The sequence below is a fragment of the Clostridium sp. KLE 1755 genome (genome assembly GCF_000466465.2).
Lineage (GTDB): Bacteria > Bacillota > Clostridia > Lachnospirales > Lachnospiraceae > Eisenbergiella > Eisenbergiella porci.
The window spans coordinates 1-19,428 of sequence record NZ_KE992780.1; the positions used below are offsets into that span (position 1 = coordinate 1).

17 protein-coding genes and 2 pseudogenes are annotated in these 19,428 nt (G+C 44.9%); 14 read left to right on the forward strand and 5 right to left on the reverse strand.

The features are described 5' to 3' along the window. Window positions 1–206 precede the first annotated feature (206 nt). The 7 genes and pseudogenes from HMPREF1548_RS29735 to HMPREF1548_RS27315 all read left to right on the forward strand — a co-directional run bounded on the left by HMPREF1548_RS29735 (window position 207) and on the right by HMPREF1548_RS27315 (window position 6,131). Window positions 207–362 (forward strand): hypothetical protein, encoded by a 156-nt coding sequence (locus HMPREF1548_RS29735; RefSeq protein ID WP_021640086.1) that lies wholly within the window; start codon window positions 207–209, stop codon window positions 360–362. Window position 363: 1 nt separating this feature from the next. Beyond that, the gene (locus HMPREF1548_RS27290; RefSeq protein ID WP_035324294.1) at window positions 364–1,260 is read left to right on the forward strand and encodes an SPL family radical SAM protein; all 897 of its coding nucleotides are present in this window, start codon (window positions 364–366) and stop codon (window positions 1,258–1,260) included. A 73-nt stretch (window positions 1,261–1,333) separates the two neighbouring features. Continuing rightward, window positions 1,334–2,206: a serine hydrolase domain-containing protein gene (locus HMPREF1548_RS27295; RefSeq protein WP_035324298.1), complete on the forward strand. Its 873-nt coding sequence runs from the start codon at window positions 1,334–1,336 to the stop codon at window positions 2,204–2,206. A 31-nt stretch (window positions 2,207–2,237) separates the two neighbouring features. Beyond that, window positions 2,238–2,606, forward strand: a complete 369-nt coding sequence (locus tag HMPREF1548_RS27300; RefSeq protein WP_021640089.1) for an arsenate reductase family protein — start codon at window positions 2,238–2,240, stop codon at window positions 2,604–2,606. Beyond that, window positions 2,593–3,332: pseudogene (locus HMPREF1548_RS27305) on the forward strand (class I SAM-dependent methyltransferase). The gene HMPREF1548_RS27300 and the pseudogene HMPREF1548_RS27305 overlap by 14 nt, the downstream one beginning before the upstream one ends. 244 nt (window positions 3,333–3,576) lie before the next feature. Beyond that, a complete protein-coding gene (locus tag HMPREF1548_RS27310; RefSeq protein ID WP_021640093.1) occupies window positions 3,577–4,491 on the forward strand; it encodes a helix-turn-helix transcriptional regulator in 915 nt (304 codons plus the stop codon). A 116-nt stretch (window positions 4,492–4,607) separates the two neighbouring features. Then, on the forward strand, window positions 4,608–6,131 hold the full coding sequence (locus HMPREF1548_RS27315) for a glycoside hydrolase family 32 protein (RefSeq protein ID WP_021640094.1): 1,524 nt from the start codon (window positions 4,608–4,610) through the stop codon (window positions 6,129–6,131). A 103-nt stretch (window positions 6,132–6,234) separates the two neighbouring features. Here HMPREF1548_RS27315 and HMPREF1548_RS27320 read toward each other — a convergent pair whose 3' ends face one another. Further along, complete coding sequence (locus tag HMPREF1548_RS27320; RefSeq protein WP_021640095.1) at window positions 6,235–7,431, reverse strand: hypothetical protein; 1,197 nt, start codon at window positions 7,429–7,431, stop codon at window positions 6,235–6,237. Between the two features lie 49 nt (window positions 7,432–7,480). Then, window positions 7,481–7,936 carry an RNA polymerase sigma factor gene (locus tag HMPREF1548_RS27325; protein ID WP_021640096.1) on the reverse strand — a complete coding sequence of 152 codons (456 nt, stop codon included), beginning with the start codon at window positions 7,934–7,936 and terminating at the stop codon, window positions 7,481–7,483. Between the two features lie 998 nt (window positions 7,937–8,934). On the opposite strand from HMPREF1548_RS27325, the gene HMPREF1548_RS27335 reads away from it, so the two are divergent. From HMPREF1548_RS27335 to HMPREF1548_RS27355, 6 genes and pseudogenes are all read left to right on the forward strand, one after another. Next, complete coding sequence (locus tag HMPREF1548_RS27335) at window positions 8,935–9,879, forward strand: ABC transporter permease (protein ID WP_021640099.1); 945 nt, start codon at window positions 8,935–8,937, stop codon at window positions 9,877–9,879. Between the two features lie 17 nt (window positions 9,880–9,896). Then, window positions 9,897–10,805 carry a carbohydrate ABC transporter permease gene (locus HMPREF1548_RS27340; protein WP_021640100.1) on the forward strand — a complete coding sequence of 303 codons (909 nt, stop codon included), beginning with the start codon at window positions 9,897–9,899 and terminating at the stop codon, window positions 10,803–10,805. Between the two features lie 82 nt (window positions 10,806–10,887). Beyond that, the gene (locus tag HMPREF1548_RS27345; protein ID WP_021640101.1) at window positions 10,888–12,555 is read left to right on the forward strand and encodes an ABC transporter substrate-binding protein; all 1,668 of its coding nucleotides are present in this window, start codon (window positions 10,888–10,890) and stop codon (window positions 12,553–12,555) included. An 81-nt stretch (window positions 12,556–12,636) separates the two neighbouring features. Continuing rightward, window positions 12,637–12,732 (forward strand): annotated as a pseudogene (locus HMPREF1548_RS30995) (LacI family DNA-binding transcriptional regulator); the annotation flags it as partial. Window positions 12,733–12,756: 24 nt separating this feature from the next. Continuing rightward, entirely contained in the window at window positions 12,757–13,605 is an 849-nt protein-coding gene (locus HMPREF1548_RS27350; RefSeq protein ID WP_276912842.1) for a substrate-binding domain-containing protein, read from the forward strand. Window positions 13,606–13,628: 23 nt separating this feature from the next. After that, on the forward strand, window positions 13,629–16,085 hold the full coding sequence (locus tag HMPREF1548_RS27355) for a glycoside hydrolase family 2 TIM barrel-domain containing protein (protein WP_055725951.1): 2,457 nt from the start codon (window positions 13,629–13,631) through the stop codon (window positions 16,083–16,085). 294 nt (window positions 16,086–16,379) lie between these two features. Here the strand turns inward: HMPREF1548_RS27355 and HMPREF1548_RS30180 are convergent, their stop codons facing one another. Continuing rightward, window positions 16,380–16,541 carry a DUF6019 family protein gene (locus HMPREF1548_RS30180; RefSeq protein WP_021640105.1) on the reverse strand — a complete coding sequence of 54 codons (162 nt, stop codon included), beginning with the start codon at window positions 16,539–16,541 and terminating at the stop codon, window positions 16,380–16,382. A gap of 279 nt (window positions 16,542–16,820) precedes the next feature. On the opposite strand from HMPREF1548_RS30180, the gene HMPREF1548_RS27360 reads away from it, so the two are divergent. Continuing rightward, window positions 16,821–17,033, forward strand: a complete 213-nt coding sequence (locus tag HMPREF1548_RS27360) for a zinc ribbon domain-containing protein (RefSeq protein WP_021640106.1) — start codon at window positions 16,821–16,823, stop codon at window positions 17,031–17,033. Window positions 17,034–17,066: 33 nt separating this feature from the next. Here the strand turns inward: HMPREF1548_RS27360 and HMPREF1548_RS27365 are convergent, their stop codons facing one another. Together HMPREF1548_RS27365 and HMPREF1548_RS27370 are read right to left on the reverse strand one after the other, a co-directional pair. Next, window positions 17,067–18,761 (reverse strand): ABC1 kinase family protein, encoded by a 1,695-nt coding sequence (locus tag HMPREF1548_RS27365; protein ID WP_276946312.1) that lies wholly within the window; start codon window positions 18,759–18,761, stop codon window positions 17,067–17,069. After that, window positions 18,649–19,086, reverse strand: a complete 438-nt coding sequence (locus HMPREF1548_RS27370; protein WP_035324297.1) for a phasin family protein — start codon at window positions 19,084–19,086, stop codon at window positions 18,649–18,651. The genes HMPREF1548_RS27365 and HMPREF1548_RS27370 overlap by 113 nt, the downstream gene beginning before the upstream one ends. Between the last annotated feature and the right edge of the window lie 342 nt (window positions 19,087–19,428).

Below are 19,428 nucleotides of genomic sequence, written 5' to 3' on the forward strand. Positions count from 1 at the left end.
CACGAGATTACAAATGTGGGGTCATTACATATTGTCTGTTACATAATTTGCATGGAAATTGTAAAAAAGAATAGACAAATTCGGAAAAAGAGAATATAAAGAATATATTGAGGAGAAGTATTGAAATTTGCCGTTCAGGCAGAGGCCGGATCATTGAAGAAGGCCGTCAGTTACACTGGTTGTTCTGTTTATGAGGAGATTTATCTATGGAAAAGAAAAAGGCACTGCTTTGCGGCAGTGTATTAGTGTTGGGCGCGGCTTTAATGGCTGCGGGTTTTATGACGGCGGAAAGCACAGGATTCTTTGGCGGAGTGCTGGAGGAGGCCGTAGGCTTTTGCATGCAGTACATGGGAGTGGCTTAATTTGGAATACGTACCCGCGAAAACAATTGTGACCAGGACAAAGTCCACGGCATGGTTTGGTATTGATTACAATATGAATATTTACAGGGGATGCTGCCATGGGTGTATTTACTGTGACAGCCGTTCCGCCTGCTATCAGATTGATCATTTTGATACGGTAAGGGCCAAGGAGGATGCGCTGCGGATCATACGGGATGATTTGCGGCGGAAGGTAAAAACCGGTGTGGTAGGCACGGGGGCTATGAGCGATCCCTACAATCCTTTTGAAAAAAAGGAAGAGCTGACGAAACATGCGCTCCAGTTGGTGGACGCATTTGGTTTTGGAGCGGCGATTGCAACAAAAAGCGATTTGATTTTGAGGGATATTGATATCCTCTCAGATATCAAAGAGCATTCCCCGGTTTTATGCAAGATTACAATTACTGCTGCAGGGGATGGGCTTGCCTCCAAATTGGAACCGGGGGTATGCCCCTCCTCCGCCCGTTTTGAAGCGGTAAAAATGCTGAGTGAGGCGGGGATTTTTACGGGCATTCTTCTGATGCCTGTCCTTCCCTTTCTGGAGGATAATGAGGAAAATGTGGTTTCCATTGTACGAAAGGCCCATGAGGCCGGGGCAAAATTCATTTACCCGGCGTTTGGCATGACAATGAGGGAACGGCAGCGGGAATGGTATTATGCTAAGCTGAAGGAGATTTTTCCGGAAGAAGATTATGTATCCCGGTATCAGAAAAGGTATGGGATCCGCTATAAATGTACCAGTCCCAGAGCCGCCGCACTTTGGGAGGTATTTACCCAGGAATGCAGCAAATTCGGGATTCTTTATGAGATGAAGCACATTGTCAGGGCTTATAAGCGGGGCTATGAATGTACGCAGCTGAGCCTGTTTGATAATATATAATTTGATAAAAAGGGCAAAAGCCGGAAGCGGCGGAAAAACCAAATTCTGCCCTGCAAAACAAGGGGATATGAAAATGGATATCAGGGAAATTGAGTACAAAGCGGAAGAGATGAGGATCGTAAATCTGGCTGTCATGAAGGACGGACAGGTGATTCTGAAAAGGGACTGGGACGTGGAGATGCGAAGAAACCAGTATTCCGCCAGCAAAAGCTTTACCAGCGCAGCGGTGGGAATTGCGGAGCGGGAAGGGCTGCTTGGCCTGGAGGAAAAGCTCTGCGATGTGTTCCGGGAGGAAGTCCCTGAAAATCCTTCAGAAAATCTGCAGAAGGCCACGGTGCGGGATTTGCTTACCATGTGCCTCGGACAGGACGGCGCTTATCTCATGGGGGAACAGCGTCCGTTTATGGAAGAAAAGGATTGGGTGCGCTACAGTCTGTCCCGGCCTTTCACACAGGAGCCGGGAACCTGTTTCCTGTATAATAATGTGGGGCCTTATCTGGCCGGTATCCTGGTGCAGAGAAGAGCGGGCTGCGATTTGATAAATTATCTGATGCCCAGGCTGTTTGAGCCCATGGGAATCAGAAGGCCGACCTGGGAAACGGATCCTTTTGGATATAGCTTCGGCGCGGGCGGTTTGTTCTTATGTGTGACGGAGCTGATGAAGTTCGGCCAGCTTTGCCTGCAGGAAGGGGAATGGGACGGAAAGCAGCTGATTCCCAGGGCATATATGAAGGAAGCCGTGAGAAAACAGGTGGAAAACGGGGAAGATGGTTATGGCTATCTTTTCTGGAGAGGCCCTTATGATTCCTACCGCGCAGACGGTAAGTACGGACAGTTCGCCATTGAGCTTCCTGAAAAAAATGCCGTGATTGCAATCAATGCGGAAGCCCGTGATGCAATAAGCATGATGAACTGCTGTATGGATGTGATTGTGCCGCAGCTGTAAAAACAAAATAGGTAAAAAGGAGTGTAAAGCCATGTTATTTATAGAATATCCCAAGTGTTCCACCTGCCAGAAAGCAAAAAAATGGCTGGATGAAAGAAAAATAAGCTATGAGGACAGGCATATAGCCCAGAATAATCCTACGGAGGAAGAACTGAAGGAATGGTATAAAAGAAGCGGGCTGCCGTTAAAAAGGTTTTTTAACACAAGCGGCCTGAAATATAAGGAGCTGGGGCTGAAGGACAAGCTGCCGGAAATGAGTGAGGAGGATCAGCTGAAGCTTCTTGCCACGGATGGCATGCTGGTAAAGCGCCCTCTCATTGTGGCGGAGGATTTTATACTGACAGGCTTTAAGGAAAAAGAATGGGAAGAGAAGATGAGGGATAATCTTGAAAGAAAATAAATATGATGAGAATGTTTTTTTTGATAAATACAGTCAGATGGAGCGGTCGAAGAAAGGGCTGGAGGGAGCAGGCGAATGGAAAACCCTGAAGGAAATGCTTCCGGATTTTACAGGGAAGAAAGTTCTTGATCTTGGCTGCGGCTATGGCTGGCATTGTGAATATGCGGCGGATCACGGCGCTGTGCAGGTGGTGGGTGTGGATATTTCAGAGAAGATGCTGAAGGAGGCAGAAAACCGCCACAGCAGAGAAAATATAACGTATCTGTGCTGCCCTGTTGAAGATGCGCAGTTTGAGGAAGGCGAATTTGACATTGTGTTAAGTTCCCTTGCACTTCATTACATCAGGGATTATGATCAGATTGTGGATAAGATCCGAAAATTTTTACGTCCTGGTGGATATTTTATTTTTTCTGCGGAGCATCCTGTTTTTACCGCAGAGGGAAGCCAGGACTGGTTTTATGATAAAATGGAAAACCTCTTCATTTTCCGGTGGATAATTACTATTATGAGGGAAAAAGAAATGCTGTTTTCCTGGGGGAGCCTGTAATCAAGTATCACAGGACACTGACAACATATATTTCCACTTTGATAAAAAAAGGCTTTGCTATTATGGATGTCCAGGAGCCGCAGCCGCCGGAGGAAATGCTGGATACGGTTCCGGGGATGCGTGACGAAATGCGCCGGCCGATGATGCTGATCGTATCGGCACGGAAAGAAAATGAATGAGTACCGGCAAAAGGGCGGTGTGCAGGGCAGGGTATCTGAAAAGAGACCCTGTCTTATTTTTTAGACAAAGACATGAAAATGCCGGATTTACAGGGATGCAACCTGTGGGTGACAAATTGCAATATGCTGATTTCTTGTAAATACAGGCCTTCTGTGGAAAAATAAGCTTATAAAAAAGGTAACAGCCCAGTTATATGAACTGTTGCAAAAGAAGAACGTAATCAGACGGCGGATAGGAGTGTTTATGAAAAAATTTTGTGATAAGCTGATTGTGCTGCGCAGGGAAAAGGGATTGTCCCAGGAGCAGCTGGCGGAATACCTGGAGGTCTCAAGGCAGTCCGTCAGTAAATGGGAAGCGGATAAAACCATGCCGGAAATCAGCAAGCTGATTGCAATTTCCGGACTGTTCCAGGTGTCCCTGGATTATCTGTTGATTGATGACTGTGAAAACCGGAACGGAAGATTTCCAGGAGTGGAAGACGTACCGGACTACGGTGCGGGGAAGGGCCTGGGAGGCAGTGATATCAAGAGGCAGCAGGATAGCGGACAGTGGGAAATGGATGCCGGATGGCCGGAGACTTCATCGCGGGAAACTGAGGAAATGAAGAAATCCCTGAATGAAATAAAGGAATTTATCGGCTGCAGGGAAGGTTTTGAATATAAAAGCAAGGCTTCTGTTTTTGGCCTTCCTCTGGTTCATGTGAAATTCGGAGGCGGAAACGGGAAGGTCAGGCTCAGGGATGCGGCATGGGGAATCATTGCAGTGGGTAATCTGGCATTTGGAGTGGTGAGCGTGGGGATTTTTTCAGCTGGCGTACTCAGTTTTGGTGTACTGTCTCTGGGACTGCTTTTTTCCCTGGGGGTTATTTCCCTGGGAGCGATGACAGTTGGAGTGGTTGCGATGGGAATTGTGACAGGCGGTATTTCCAGTGTGGGGATTTATGCCACCGGAGTTGCGGCGGCGGGGAAGGAGGTTGCCACCGGAGTGTCGGTAAGCGGAAAGACGGCGGCCGGCATGCAGGGCGCCAGGATAAGTGGATGGAATATGACCGTGACGGACAGTCTCACATCAAAGGAAGCCATGAAGGATTTTATCCTAACCTACAATCCGGGGCTTCCCGGATGGCTCGTAAATTTTCTTACCCTGATCTATAAATAGCAAAAACGGAAAAGGCCGGAAAACATGGAATAGGAAAGCCGGATATGCTATACTTTTCATAACACATGGCAGATATGTAAATGGGGTGTCCTGATTGCAGGTAAAGGAGGAAGGTTATGAAAAGGTATATTGAGATTAACAGAAAATATCTTCTGATTCCGGTATGTGCGGAAAAGGAAGTGAAGACAGTATCGGTGCTTTGCAGGAATGAAAAGATTTTTGAGTTTGCAGTTCCCATGCATGACAAGGAGTCGGGTTTTTACAGCTTCCACTATTTTGCGCCGGTAAATGTGGAAAAATATCAGGGAAAAACCTTTTTGATAGAAGGGGAAATACCCAGAAGTTTTCTGGATGCCGTGTCCCTGTGCGACAGCATTCCGGAAAATACGCAGCCCCATCCTCTCATCCATTTTGCGCCGGATACAGGGTGGATGAATGATCCCAACGGGCTGATTTACCAGGATGGGATATACCATCTGTATTTTCAGCAGAATCCCTTTGATACCAGATGGGAAAACATGTGCTGGGGGCATGCGGTGAGCCGTGATCTGCTTCACTGGGAACAGAAGGAAACCGCTTTGTATCCCGACAGCAATGGCGTGGTGTATTCGGGAAGCGGAATCGTGAACGAACATGGCATGCTGGGACTTCCCAAGGATGCGCATATTTTCTTCTATACCTGTGCGGGAAACAAATCCAAATGGAGCCTTGGCAAAACCTTTAACCAGAGGATTGCATACAGTACGGACGGCGGAAAGAATATTGTGAAGCTGGAAGGAAGCGTGGTAAAGCATATTTCAGAGGAAAACAGGGATCCCAAAGTTTACTGGCATGAGGGAAGCAAAGCTTATTATATGGTTTTATACCTGAAAGCGAATGATTTCATGATTCTGCGCTCCAGGGATCTGAAAAGCTGGAAGAAAACCCAGGTGCTTACGTTGGATCAGGCAAGCGAATGCCCTGATTTACGGGAGGTGCCCGTGGAAGGTGGCGGCAGCAAGTGGATGTTCTGGACCGCGGACGGGTTTTATTTCCTTGGTGATTTTGACGGTTATGAATTTAAATCGGACGGTGTGAGGCACGAGGCGTATCTGACCGGAATTCCCTATGCGGCGCAGACTATCTGGGGGACGGAGGATATTATTACGATTCCCTGGCTGCGTACGAAGAACAAAGGAAAGATGTATACCGGTGTGATGGGCCTTCCGAGAAAGCTGACGCTGGCGCAGACACCGGAGGGGCTTAAGCTGAGGCAGGTGCCTGTCAGGGAATTCCAGAAGGCGAGAGTAAGCGTGTCCGCCTCCCAGGGCGAGGGCAAGGTTTTCTATATGGCGCAGAAGCCAGGAGCTGTTGAAATCTGTATCCATATGCAAAAGCCGGGAGATTTCGTAGCTAATATCTATGGGACTTCGGTCACCTATGTCGCATCCTGCGGAAAAATGAATGTGGGAAAGGAAAGCGTGCAGATAGGGAAGGAGCTGAATGACTTCTCCATCATAGCCGACGGTGAGATAGTGGAGGTTACGGCACAGAACGGACTTATCTATGCGGTATTTGAACTTGATGCCGACAGGAAGGCCGGGAATGTGACGGTGGATATCGCAGGAAAGGCTTATGTGGATATTTACCGGATTGAATAAACATAAAAAGGAGCGACTGCAAATATAACAGCAGCGCTCCTTTTTCCGCGTGGGCAGCAAATAATTATATCAGTGGATGAGATACAATGATAAATACGGTTGGTCAGAATTTATATGTGGCTGCGTTGATATAGATGGTATCATCGTTTTTTTCATCGCCGCCCTCTGTTTCCTCCGTATAATCAGAAATAGAGGCAACATCTGAAGAAATCAGTTCTATAATACTTTTTAATTCCGAAGGGCATTTTATAAGGGCGCAGTCCTCCAAAAAAAGACGTTCACGGGCAAGCGTTGCGGGGATATTTTCATCAATTTCCACAGTGGCGCAGTCCATGACATGCAGGCCGTCCGGGGTCTGTTCAAGAAGCTGTTTATCTATGTGGAGTGTGCTTTTGTCTGAAATAAGGGTTCCTTTTATGAGAGATATGTTTCCATACTCCACGGGATATGTCAGGAATTCACTGCTGAATTTTTCCGGCAGGCAGATTGTACCGGTGACCTTCAGTGCTTCCAGGGAAGGAAGAACCTCCATTGTTTTGTCTGTAATATACAGATCCCCGATTCTGATAAGCTTTTTACCAAGCTGTGCCAGTGTAAATCCGTTCAGTTCCATAGTATCAGGCAGCAGGCTGAAATCATCGGGAATAACAGAAATATCAGTATTTTCATCAAGCAGGGAAAGAGACTGCTCAAAGAAGCTTTCCTTAACCAGTGCTTTTTCACACAGCAGGGATACATTTTTTTGAATGAGTATGGAAAGGTCAAGCGTCGGATCAATCATGGTTACTTTGCCGGTAATAAAATATGGAGTATTTTGCACTGCACGGATTATAAAAAATTTATCGACAGTAAGATCCTTCAGAATACATACGGCGTTGTCAGGATAACATTTTTGCTGTCCGTTTACATGGATGCGGGATACATATCCGGCGAGGCTTTTCGGATAAATAAGGCAGCCATTTACCATGATTTGCACATAATTCTCCATAGCTTTTTCCGCCCCGGGGTGAAGCAGCAATGTACCATTTACCATAAGAAACGTTTTATCAGCGGCAGCGTCAGTTCCGTCTATTACAACGGAACCGTTTTTAACAATGGTGTTCGTTCCCTCCGGAACCTTGAGTGTACTGGCTGTATTAATTTTTACGGAGTAGCGGGAAAGAAGTACGGATGCCCGTTCCGATAACAGAACTGCTGCGGCATTAACATTAAGCTCCGAATAACCGGAAAGTATTTCTTCCGTGAGTTCAGTCATATCACAGAGTGCGGTATTAATTGATAATTTCTTTAATTGTTCCATAATTCTGCCTTTCTTTTTCCTGTTTTTCTTTGATAAATAATCCTCATAGTTACTTTAATTCCGGGTATTTCAGGCGCAGTTTGCGCCGGGCGCTTGAAAGCCTGTACCGGACGGTGGAAGGAGGAATTCCATACATATCCGAAAGCTGGGTGGAATCGTAGCCCTCAAAGTACCGTTTCAGAAACAGAATCCGTTCCTCCTCCGGCAGCTCACTGCAAAGCTGCATGACTTCGATCTGTGACAAATCGTCCTCGGTTTCTTCCTTTACCCCAGCCTCAGGACGCGCTGCCTCCCGTCTTACCCTGTCTATAAATAGATTGCGCGCTGTTTTATACAGCCAGGCGCGGCACTGGTGTTTATCAAGGCCATTCAGGACATCCGCATGCTCCAGGGCGCGCAGGAAGGTTTCCTGGACAATATCCTCGGCCGAGCATTTGTCGCCGGTCATGCCGACTGCATAATGTACAAGCTCCTGAAAAAACAAATGATATATCTGCGTTATCATAAATTACTCCTGACAGGCTGCGGGTTATCTGTTTGGTTTTATTGTAACGGATACGGAATGAAAATAAAATCGTAGGTTTATGGATTTGTCCGGTATTTTCCGGGGCCTTGTCGGTCTGGACGGATTTCGTGCCGGGGATAAAAGCCTTTGGAAAAAGGATGATAAGCTTCTCTTTGGCGGCGGATTTTGTTCCAGCAGCTCTGCTTTGCGTCTGTTGTTCTCAATTTGTAATCCGGATGTAAACAGAAAATATTCATAATATAGTTCAGGGTTCATGGGGTTACCTCCTTTCCGGTGGATGGGGTTTTTCGGGGCTTTATCAGCGCTTTCATATATAGAACGAATGGGGGAGGGGAAGTGTTTGGAAATTATAAAAATATTAAAAAAAAAATGATCTGAAGAAGTGCAGCTTCATGCGGAGAATATTTTATCCTGTAAAATTTCACCCGGATATTGCGCCGCATAAAAGTCTGTTATTCCCGCGAGCAACGAGCCAAGTATCCATGCTTGCATGGATACTTGGCGACTGCCGCGAGGATCAAATACCCCGCTGCTTTGCAGCGCTGCAAGTTTGATGCCTCGTTGCTTGCAGCGGGGTATTTGATTGTTTTGCGTTGCATGGTAAGGAGCGATTAATTATATGTTGCTCAATGTTGCGCAAATAAATGAATAATTTTTAGAGGAATTATATAATGCATATAAAACATATTTGTTTTTTATGCGAATTGATTGTTAAAAGACACAAGAGTATTATTATTTTATAGAAATTTAATAGAAATATATATAATAATTAATAGAAATATATGAATAAATAACAAAAAGTATAAAATTAGTTTTTGCGAAAAATGTGCAAAATAAACTGAAAATAATAAAAAAATAAAGGATAATTTAGGATTTGTTGCGCGATTAAATTATCCATAGTATGAATCGGAAATCCAGTTTTTCATATGGGGGTTGCATTAATAGAACATTATCATTAAACAAACGGAGGTAGAAGAATGAGAAAAGTAGCGGAGGATAAGCGGTACAAAATACCGTTTTTTAAAACTGCCAGAAAGCATTGGATGCTTTTGGTGATGCTGGCGCCGGCGTTGCTATATGTTATTGTTTTTTCGTACATACCAATGACAGGTATTGTGCTTGCGTTTAAGAATTATCAATATGCAGGCGGTATATATGGTTCTCCGTGGTCAGGACTGGATAATTTCAAAGCACTGCTTATTGCAGGAAAACTAGGGCAGGTTACGCGTAATACCTTGCTTTATAATATCGCATTTTTGTTCTTGGGAGTGGTTTTTGAAATGGGCAGCGCCATTTTGCTGAATGAACTGCTCAGTAAGAAATTTAAAAAGATTGCGCAATCCTTTATGTTTCTTCCCTATTTTATAAGCTGGGTTGTAGCAGGCGCAATTATGTATAACATCTTCAATTTTGAAAAGGGTGTATTTAACCATATACTGAATCTGCTGGGGGCGGAATCCTTCGATTTGTATAATACACCGGCAGCCTGGCCAATTGTATTGATTTTTCTCAAGCTGTGGAAGCAGACAGGTTATGGTTCTGTAGTGTATCTGGCTGCTATTACGGGACTGGATCAGGAAATGTTTGAAGCTGCCTCCATAGATGGAGCCAATGCATGGCAGAAGATTAAGTATATTACCATTCCTTCTCTTATGCCTACCATGATGATACTGGTATTGCTGGGTATCGGAAATATATTCCGCGGAGATTTCGGATTATTTTATCAGACGGTAAAAACCAGCGCACTCTTACAGCCTGTTACTGATGTAATTGATACCTATGTATTCCGGCTATTGATAAATAACAGTGATGTTGGTGTATCAGCCGCTGCCGGATTGTATCAGTCAGTGCTCTGTTTTATAACAATTACTATCTGTAATAGACTGGTAAAAAAAGCAGATCCGGATTATGCCCTGTATTAATGGAAGGAGTATAAAATATGTCAGAAAAAAAGATAAATCATGGCAGGAGAATGAGCAAAGATGTTCTTGCCGTAAATGTACTTGGATATATTCTTATCGGTTTGTTTGCCCTGGTATGTGTGCTTCCATTTTATTTGATTATAGTTGCTTCCTTTACCTCTGAGGCATCTTTAATTAGAAACGGGTACCCTGTAATACCTACTGATTTCAGCGTACAGAGTTATCTGCTCTGCCTTAAGAATCCTGTATCCATAATGAAGGCTTATTTGACAACAATCGGTGTTACTGCAGGAGGGACGCTTCTTTCCGTATTCATAGCAACTATGACAGGCTATGTATTATCCCGCAAAGATTTTCCATGGCGCAATAAGGTATCATTTTTCTTTTTCTTCACTACGCTGTTTAACGGAGGACTGGTTCCATGGTATATGTTGTGCGTCAGATACCTGAATATGAAAAATTCTTATCTTGGAATCCTGCTTCCGCTGATGTTTTCCGTTTGGAACATGATTATTGCAAAAAGCTTTATGGCCGGGATTCCCAGTGCAATCAGTGAATCTGCTAAAATAGACGGGGCAAATGACTTCGTTATATTTGCCCGCCTGATATTGCCGCTGAGCAAGCCTCTGCTGGCAACACTGAGTCTTTTTTCAGCGCTGGCTTACTGGAATGACTGGTACAATTGTATGCTGTTTATCACCAATGAAAATATGTTTAACCTGCAGTATTATCTGCAAAGGATGCTGGGAAGTGCGGAGGCTATGCGTATTGTTGCTGAAAAATCAGGTATTGCGCTGCCGTCGATTCCTCTGGAAAGTATGAAAATGGCAATGACCATAATAGCTACCGGACCTATTGTACTTTTGTATCCATTTGTTCAGCGTTATTTTGTCAAGGGTCTGACGATTGGAGCTGTAAAGGGATAATTGAGAAATTATAAGAATGGAATTTAAGATATGTATGAAGCGCCAGAGCTTCTTAACATAAAAAAAGAAAGAGAGGTTTCTTATGAAAAAGAAAAAATTGTTATCGATCACCCTGGTAATGTGTCTTATGATTACCCTGTTCGCAGGCTGCGGCAGTACAAAGACAGAGCCTTCGTCATCCGCAGGCGGACAAAGCACAGAAACTGCTTCTGCTGCAGGCAGCGGGACAGCTGAAGCAGGAACTGAGCCGGGAAGTTCACTTCTGGACAGCCTTCCTGAGGCTGTAGGCGCAGGTGTGGAAATTGCAGCCTCCCCAGAAATCTATGCAGCAACGGATCTGAGTAAGGAATATACGGTTAATATGTATCTGATAGGAGATACACCGAATGACTGGGATAAGGTTCTAGCGCTGGTAAATGAGTACCTTGAACCATACAATACTAAGCTTGCGGTAACAGTTATGAGTTGGAGTGATTATCAGACAATGTATTCCCTGGTTTTAGCAGGCGGTGAACAGGTGGATCTTATTTTCACTGCTCCCTGGTGCTATATGTATAATGAAGCCGCAAAAGGTTCCTTTTATGAGCTGACTGGTGACTTTATTTCAACTTATATGCCTTTAACTAATAAATATCAGGCAGCGGAAAGCTGGGATGAGACTACTATTTCCGGAAAAACAATTGCGGTGCCTTCCAATGTAGCGGCTCCTATGGGGAAAATCGTAGCAGTCCGTCAGGATCTTATGGAAAAGTACGGAATGTCGGAGTTAAAGAACTGGGATGATTATATGCAGTTTGCTCTTACCATTGCAGAGAAGGAGACGCCGGAAAGCGGGATTTACGCATTGGCGGCATCTGGTGATAATAATGAACTGTGGGATGTATACCGTCAGCAGACCGACACTTTCCTGGCATTGGACAGCAGCTGGCTTGATATGATGTATGAATATAAAGGCAACATTCCTGCAAAAGAGGATATTAAGCTTGCCTATGAATATGATTCCTTCCGTCAGTATGCTAAGGATATGAAAACACTGGCAGATGCAGGCTGTTGGAGCCGTAGTGCATTAACTAATACCGTCACGGATGATGACTCCTTTGGAAATCTTCAGGGTGCGTCCATAGCGTGGAATGCCTCCGTATTTACATACATGGAACAGGCGGAAAAGACAGAGGGCGTAAGCTGTATGGCTTATGATCTTACCAAGGATCATCTTGTAGGTGCGGAAGCTTATTCCAATAATGATATGGCAATTGCAGCCGGATCGAAAAATCCTGAACGGGCAGGAATGGTCCTGGATCTTATCAAATACGATACCTATCTGAATAAACTGCTTCTTCTTGGCATCGAAGGCGAACATTACAGCATCGATGATAAGGGACAGTATATGGAGCTTGATAAGGCAACAGAATATCCTGCAATGAATATTTCAGCTTCCTGGGCAATAAAAAATGGTGATTTGGAAGAGGCGGGAACACCTGAGCGCGAAACCTTAATTACCGATTCCTGGAAAGAGCGTGTAGTGATGAATCCTACCATTACGTTTGTATTCGACGATACGAATGTAAAATCCTATGTTTCCGCGGTTACTGCCGTGTTGACTGATTATGTTCCCATGCTGGAACTGGGACTTGTGGATGATTCCGATGCAACACTGGATGAGATGATTCAGAAGTGTTATGATGCGGGCCTGCAGAACATTTATGATGAATTCTATACACAGTATGATGCATGGCTGGCTACCCGTTAAACATAAAGTATAAAAAGGTAAAGCCGGCCGTCAGGCCGGCTTTTACTCTTGAAAGGAGTGGCTGAAATTACAATTGATGAGATGGCAAAACATCTGGGAGTATCTAAAAGTACTGTTTCCCGCGCATTGTCCGGTAAAGGAAGGATTGGGGAGGCTACGAGAATAAAAATACAAACCTTCGCAAAGGAACAGGGAGGATGGGTGGAAAAAATACAGGAAACAAAGATAACCGCGACCCAGAATATTGGGGTGGTAATTCCTACCGATGCTTATTCCATAAATGTCCCCTTCTTTCAGGAATGTTTGCTTGGTATCAGCGAAATGGCAACAATGCTTAAATATAATGTATTGATTACGGTAGGCGAAGTAAATGAAATATCAGGAGTACAGACACTTGTGGAAAATAAAAAGGTGGATGGAATGATTTTACTGCGCGGAGTGGAAAATGACAGGCTTTTAAAGTATCTGACAGACATTCATTTTCCGACTGGCCTGGCGGGTACCTGTGAATATAAGGATGTAATCCAGGTAGATACGGACAACAGGGCAGCTGCTGAAACAATGGTATCTCTGCTGATTAGTCAGGGATACCGAAGATTTGCCATGGTAGTGGGTATTGTATCCTACGAAGTAAACAAAAGCCGGTGCCAGGGTTATTATGATGCCCTGGATAAAAATGGATTAGACAGAGCCAACCAGATGTTTTATCCGAACTTTATCCATATGGAGTTAATAGACAGTATAATTGCTGATATTTTCGCCGGGAAGATAGAGTGTATCATTTGCGGGGATGATGTGATTTGTACAAAAATTATGTCCCGGCTTCAGGCAGAGGGCTATCGTATTCCCAGGGATATTTCAATTGTATCTCTCTATAACAGTACTAATCTGGACTGCTTTTCCCCTGCGGTAACAGCGGTGAGTATTTCTGCAAGGCAGGTAGGGAATGTACTGGGAAATCAGTTAATTAATTGTCTCCGGGGAGATACCTATAACGCAAAAACGCTTTTAGGACATGATATTTTGCTCAGAAAATCTGTAGGAAAATAGAAATGCGGCATGGAGGATTGAAAATGTATTTAGAGACAAAAAGTGTAAGACAGGTGGAGAACTTCAATCTGGACTGGTTTTTCTGCCATACAGATTGTGATTTTACACCGGGAGAGCCACCGACAAAGGACTTCAGGCCGGTTAAACTGCCCCATGACTGGAGCCTGGAATACCCTTTTGATGAAAATGCAGATTCCTGTGGTTCCGGTGGGTATGTGGAAACAGGGGTAGGATGGTATCGGAAAGTTTTCAGAATAGCGCCTGAAGCATTAAATGACGGCAGAGTTATGATTCATTTTGAAGGCGCTTACATGAATACACAGGTTTGGATTAACGGAAAGTATCTTGGCAGACATGTGTATGGATATACTCCCTTTGGATGGGACATAACCGATGTGGCGAACCATGACGGCAGTGAAAATATTATTGATGTTAAGGTAGATAATTCCGCACAGCCAAGCTCTCGCTGGTATTCCGGTTCAGGAATTACCAGGAATGTATGGATTTATGGAGTAAAAAGGCTTCATGTGGCTCCTTATGGTGTGTGGGTTCGTCAGCCGGAAGTAACAAAAGAACAGGCGAAGCTGATTGTAGAAACACAGGTATGTATGTCTTCGGCAGATCTTTCTGACGGAGATAAAGCTTTGAAGGCCGGAAAAATTTGCGTGGAGACTTGTATCTATACTCCGGACGGGACACTGTGTGTACAGGAACGAACACAGGATGGCAGAAATATAGACGGGGAACGGATTATTTTTACACAGGATATCTGTGTGAAGGTTCCCAGACTGTGGGATATATCTGATCCGGCGTTGTATAAGGTAAAAACAAGTGTTTGGGAAAACGAAGAGCTGCAGGATGAAGTGGAATTAATGACCGGCTTCAGGAGCGCAGTATTTGACAGTAATAAAGGTTTTCTTCTGAATGGAAAAAGGGTGAAGCTGAATGGTGTCTGTATACATCATGATGGAGGATGTGCAGGAGCGGCTGTTCATCCGCAGATTTGGGAGAGAAGACTGGAAAAACTGAAAAACATGGGAGCTAATGCCGTTCGTATGTCACATAATCCGCCGGATCCGGCATTGTTGGATTTATGTGACCGTATGGGACTGCTGGTAATGGATGAAGCGTTTGATGAATGGCGTATTCTGAAGAGTAAGGAGCTGGGAAGCAATACGCATGAAAGCAGAGGATACTCGGAATGGTTTGACAGCTGTCATGAGCAGGATTTAAGGACAATGCTGATGAGGGACAGAAATCATCCCGGAATTATTTTGTGGAGTATCGGTAATGAAGTACCGGAACAAACTGCTGCACAGGGATATCTTACTGCGAGACATTTAAAAGATATCTGTAAGGAAATGGATCCGGATCGGGCTGTAACGCAGGCAAATGATCAAATCTGTGCGGAGCCTGCGGCGGCAACACAGGAGTTTCTGGATGAACTGGATGTGGTAGGTTATAATTATGTAAACAGGTGGCGTACCAGGGCGGAAACTCTTTACGATGATGACAAACGTGCGAATCCGGGCTGGTGTGTAATAGGTACTGAAAACAGCAGCATTGGAGGCGTGAGGGGAAAATATCAGCTGGGGATGCAGGAAAAAGCCGGATGGTGGAAATGGCCTTATTACAGTGCTCCGGTAGCGGTTGGGAGATTGCTTCGGTTTACTATGACTCATGATTATGTCGCCGGAGATTTTATGTGGACGGGCATTGATTATCTGGGAGAGGCCCATTGGCCCGGTCGTTCTTCCAGTGCCGGAGTACTGGATACCTGCGGTTATGAAAAAGATGGCTATTATTTCTACCAGAGCATTTGGAAACGAAGGGAACCAATGGCACACTTGCTTCCTCATTGGAATATGGATGTTGAGAAAGGAACGATAATACAGGCATTGGGTTATACAAACTGTGAATATGCCGAGCTGTTCCTGAATGGAAGGTCTTATGGGAAAAAAGCATATTCCTATCCGGCCTATGGTATGACACAGTATTATGGACATTTTGATAAGGAGCCTATCCCGGTTAATACAGATAATCTGTTTTTAAGCTGGGATGTACCTTATGAGCCGGGATGTATTGAACTGGTGGGCTACCGGGATGGAATAGATGTGGTGCGTCATACTGTAAAGACAGCCGGAACTCCCGCAGCAATCCGGGTGACCTGCTTTAGGCAGCAGCTGATGGCAGACGGCCAGGATATTGGCCAGATAGAAGCAGAAATAATAGATGCGGAAGGAAATCTATGTCCTCAGGCGGAATCAGAACTGACTTTTATTACTGAAGGAACAGCCTCAGTTATCGGAGTGGATAATGGAAATCCGGAAAGCCATGAAAGTATGAGGGCAAACCATATCCATGCTTTTGGCGGACGCGCCTATGCTGTTGTAAGGTCTGACGGGACCGCTGGTGAGTGTATTGTAAGGATATGTTCCGAAAAACTGGGGGAAAGCTGTGTAACTCTTTGTTTTGACTGAAATAAGCCTTGGAAATAATTGTTTACATACGCACTGTAATGAATATGCAATAGACTTAAGACACTGCAGTAGTCATGGATTGGGGATATTATAACAATTATGTGGTGAGTAGTTTTATGCTGGAACTATCCGTGTCCTGAAGGGCTTACATATTTGAACTGAAAAAGTAGTGGAAAAATGAATTGCCATCCTCCTTGCAGTAAACAAAGCAGGGAGGGTGGCAGTCTGATTAAGAGAAATAAATAAGAAGGCCGGAAATTCATCCAGCAAGGCTGGTGTATTTTTATAGTTCTTCTAAAAGCTGCCGTCCCCGTCATGCTCCTTATGCCATTCTTCAAGGGCATCCAGCATGCCTTCTTTTACCGCGGCCTTCACAACAAAATATAAAATACCTCCTATCACGCCGATAACAAGCAGATAAGTTAAAATACCTAATAATCCACCAACAATTGCCATACCAATCCTCCTTGTTTTGCGAAGCAAAATGCGAACCCTTTGGTGAGCAGAGGATATACCTCCTCTTTTGCGGATTCCCTGAGCCGAAAGCCAACGTTATAGGTGATTTAGGATGGCTTTCGGCAGCAGCTGTGGGAACAAAAGTTACATAAAAATTATAAAGGAAACTGCTCTTTAAATAAACGGTTTTAGAGAAAAATAAGATTAATTTAAGATCTATCTTAAGAATAATCTGCTATAATGTGAAGCATCAATATGGAGGAAATGAGGTAGAGGATCATGGAAAAAAGACAATACATTTGCCCGAAATGCGGATGCCAGAATTATGAGAGCGACCAGTTCCAGGCCACAGGCGGCAACTTCGCAAAGATTTTTGATGTTCAGAATAAAAAGTTTGTTACCATAAGCTGCTGTCAGTGCGGCTATACGGAGCTGTATAAGGCGAAGGGTTCCGATGGCTGGGATATTCTGGACTTCCTGATCGGCAACTAAGGGACGGCCATAAGAACCGGAACAGGTTTCAGGTTATTTCTTTCGCAGGAAGATACAGAAAAGCAGGTATAGAAACAGTATACCACCCATGCAAAAGCCAAGAAAGGCAGGCCAGGGAACGCCCAGCAGAAGAGGTGTAACCGGCGCCAGGCACAGAAGGGCGGAGCCTATGAACAAAGAGGCGGCCAGGATGGCGAGGACCAGGTAGTGAATACCGTTCTTAAGAATCCTGCCCGTCTCTTCTGCATTTACCAGCTCCAGGTTCAGCTTTGTCTGTCCGTTTTTGGTGATGTTGAGAAGGTCGGAGAGCTGAGCCGGGATTTCCAGGGATTTGGACAGGGAGGAATAAGCCAGGCGCGAATTTTTCTTAAGCTCATGGCCTAAATCAAAATCGTCCATTAGGATGGAGGCCATGTGTGAGGAGAGGATCTGGAACATATTCACATCAGGTGCGCAGGCGGAGAGCATTCCTTCCATTGTTATCATGCTGCGTCCAAGCAGGGTGATATCAGAAGGTATTGCAATATTGTGGGATTTCACCATATCCAGCAGTTTTTCTATTAAATCGCCCACATCCATGCTGCCGAAGCCGGTGGTCAGGAATTTGCTTACAATATCATCGATGTCCGTATAAAGGAGGGCATGATTAATACGCCCTTTAGCTTCGCCGAGGGCGAGAAGTACATTTTTCAGTTCATACATATCATTTTTGAGGACTGCGACTACGGCTCTTTTAAAAAGGGCGCGGTAACGGGAAGAAAGAGTTCCCATCATACCCAAATCCAGCCAGGCTATCTGACCGCCGGAAATGCGGATATTTCCCGGATGGGGATCAGCGTGGAAAAAGCCGTCCTCCAGAATCTGCTTGCAGTAATTCTCCGCGGCCTTACGGCCGATTTCCGTCATATCATAGCCCTGTTTTTCCAGCTCTTCGATATTATCAATCTGGATTCCGTCGATATAGCTCATCACCATGCAGCAGGAGGTGGTAAGCTCATGATATACAGAGGGGCAGGTTACGTAACGGATGTCCTTATGATTGAGAGAGAAGGTGTCGCAGTTGGCTGCTTCCTTCAGAAAGTCCATTTCTTCCTGGGAGGTCTTCCACAGCTCATCAATTACCGTTCGGAAATCAATAAGATCACCGGTGCCGATAGTGAATCTCAGAAGAGATACCGCATGGCGCATAAGGGTGATATCCTCCGCCATGATTTCATGGATGTGGGGGCGCTGTACCTTGATGACAACCCGTTCCCCATTTTTAAGCACAGCAGGATGAACCTGGGCAATGGAAGCCGAACCCAGGGGGATGGGGGAGATTTCTGTGAAAATCTCTTCTGCCGGACAGCCCAGCTGTTCTTCTATCACCTCTTTTATGACATCAAAAGAAAGGGGCTTAACATCGGTTCTTAACCGTTCAAGCTCCTTGCAATAGGCCTCCGGAAGCATATCGGAACGCATGGACATGATCTGGCCCAGCTTCACGTAGGTGGGTCCCAGGTCTTCCAATATCAGCCGGAGCTTTTCCGGCTGAATACCGGAAGTAATATGATGTTTTTTTAAAACCCCCAGTATCTCTTTTAATCGGATACCGGAGGCGTCATTCTGGTGCAGATTACTTGTTGTCACAATTTTCCCCGTCACATTTGCAGGCAGCATCTTCGGAGCATTCTTTCTCTTCACATCCGCATCCGCAGCCTTCATCTTCAGCAGCTTCGGCGTCAGCATCCGCTTTTTCCTCAGCAGCTTCTTCAGCGGTCTTAGCAGCCATTTCGTTCAGCTTCTCTTTAAGAGCGTCAAGCTCTTCGCGGGACATCTTGTCCACTGCGGAGAAGACATCCTTGAACTCGTTTACCACATTTACGGTAACATGTTTGTTGATTTTCTCTTTGGTGCTGCGCTTCAGTTCTTCGTTCAGGACCTTTCCCTGCTCAACGGTGAGCTCGCCTTTTTCCACAAGATTGTCGATCAGGTTCTTAGCAGCCTCTCCGGTTGTTGCAACAGCGCCGACACCGGCAAGAAATATTTTTTTGATTCCTTCTGTAATATCCATAGTCATTCATCCTTTCTTTCAAAAAAGAGGGTTATTTTTTGTGATGACTATAGTATAACATATTGTCAGGAAATGTCTTGGATTTCAGAAAAGCTTTAGTAAAAATTAAGAGTTTGATAAGTTTGGGGTGGGGGTGATGGCCTGAACCGTGTCAGCACCGGAGCTTCCGGCTTTTGTCACGAAGGCGGAGCGGGTTTTCTCCGGTGGGGCGGCTGTGGGGGGATTTGTTGAACCAGTTTCAAAAACGGGGCGTTTCTAACTGTTTCGGAAAGCCGGAATTCTGCCAGCGCGGCTGAACTCCTCGCCAGGATTGTTGGCGTAGAGGAGTTATATTTTGGCGGC

Bases quoted from the DNA above. Each gene is read 5' to 3' on its own strand.
- HMPREF1548_RS27365 (WP_276946312.1), bottom strand. From the start codon at position 18,761: ATGCTGACGCCGAAGCTGCTGAAGATGAAGGCTGCGGATGCGGATGTG.
- HMPREF1548_RS27370 (WP_035324297.1), bottom strand. From the start codon at position 19,086: ATGGATATTACAGAAGGAATCAAAAAAATATTTCTTGCCGGTGTCGGC.
- HMPREF1548_RS27295 (WP_035324298.1), top strand. From the start codon at position 1,334: ATGGATATCAGGGAAATTGAGTACAAAGCGGAAGAGATGAGGATCGTA.
- HMPREF1548_RS27335 (WP_021640099.1), top strand. From the start codon at position 8,935: ATGAGAAAAGTAGCGGAGGATAAGCGGTACAAAATACCGTTTTTTAAA.
- HMPREF1548_RS27345 (WP_021640101.1), top strand. From the start codon at position 10,888: ATGAAAAAGAAAAAATTGTTATCGATCACCCTGGTAATGTGTCTTATG.
- HMPREF1548_RS27340 (WP_021640100.1), top strand. From the start codon at position 9,897: ATGTCAGAAAAAAAGATAAATCATGGCAGGAGAATGAGCAAAGATGTT.
- HMPREF1548_RS27315 (WP_021640094.1), top strand. From the start codon at position 4,608: ATGAAAAGGTATATTGAGATTAACAGAAAATATCTTCTGATTCCGGTA.
- HMPREF1548_RS27310 (WP_021640093.1), top strand. From the start codon at position 3,577: ATGAAAAAATTTTGTGATAAGCTGATTGTGCTGCGCAGGGAAAAGGGA.
- HMPREF1548_RS29735 (WP_021640086.1), top strand. From the start codon at position 207: ATGGAAAAGAAAAAGGCACTGCTTTGCGGCAGTGTATTAGTGTTGGGC.
- HMPREF1548_RS27300 (WP_021640089.1), top strand. From the start codon at position 2,238: ATGTTATTTATAGAATATCCCAAGTGTTCCACCTGCCAGAAAGCAAAA.
- HMPREF1548_RS27325 (WP_021640096.1), bottom strand. From the start codon at position 7,936: ATGATAACGCAGATATATCATTTGTTTTTTCAGGAGCTTGTACATTAT.
- HMPREF1548_RS27320 (WP_021640095.1), bottom strand. From the start codon at position 7,431: ATGGAACAATTAAAGAAATTATCAATTAATACCGCACTCTGTGATATG.
- HMPREF1548_RS27355 (WP_055725951.1), top strand. From the start codon at position 13,629: ATGTATTTAGAGACAAAAAGTGTAAGACAGGTGGAGAACTTCAATCTG.
- HMPREF1548_RS27360 (WP_021640106.1), top strand. From the start codon at position 16,821: ATGGAAAAAAGACAATACATTTGCCCGAAATGCGGATGCCAGAATTAT.
- HMPREF1548_RS30180 (WP_021640105.1), bottom strand. From the start codon at position 16,541: ATGGCAATTGTTGGTGGATTATTAGGTATTTTAACTTATCTGCTTGTT.